The 656-nt window shown below is 56.1% G+C and carries 1 protein-coding gene; it reads left to right on the forward strand.

Going from position 1 to position 656, the window contains the following annotated elements; translation table 11 throughout:
• The coding region (locus BM035_RS21760; protein ID WP_254775563.1) for a GTP-binding protein at positions 1–656 on the forward strand (656 nt) is incomplete at both ends.

Raw genomic sequence — 656 nt, forward strand, 5'->3', positions numbered from 1 at the left:
ATTGCGACTTCCCACGTTGAGTACGATTCCCCGAATCGCCACTACGCTCACGTAGACTGCCCGGGCCACGCTGACTATGTGAAGAACATGATCACTGGTGCAGCGCAGATGGACGGCGCGATCCTGGTTTGCTCCGCAGCTGACGGCCCCATGCCGCAGACCCGTGAGCACATCCTGCTGTCCCGTCAGGTTGGCGTACCTTTCATCGTTGTGTTCCTGAACAAAGCGGACATGGTAGACGATGAAGAGCTGCTCGAGCTGGTTGAGATGGAAGTTCGTGACCTGCTGAGCCAGTACGACTTCCCGGGTGACGACACTCCGATCATCACCGGTTCTGCGTTGATGGCGCTGGAAGGCAAAGACGACAACGAGATGGGTACTACCGCTGTTAAGAAGCTGGTAGAAGCTCTGGATGACTACATCCCCGAGCCGGAGCGTGCGATCGATCAGCCGTTCCTGATGCCGATCGAGGACGTCTTCTCTATCTCTGGTCGTGGTACTGTTGTGACCGGCCGTGTTGAGCGTGGCGTTATCAAGACTGGTGACGAAGTGGAAATCGTTGGTATCAAGGATACCGTGAAGACTACTTGTACTGGTGTTGAGATGTTCCGCAAGCTGCTGGACGAAGGTCGTGCCGGTGAGAACATTGGTGCGCT

The organism is Marinobacter sp. DSM 26671, assembly GCF_900112835.1.
GTDB lineage: Bacteria > Pseudomonadota > Gammaproteobacteria > Pseudomonadales > Oleiphilaceae > Marinobacter > Marinobacter flavimaris.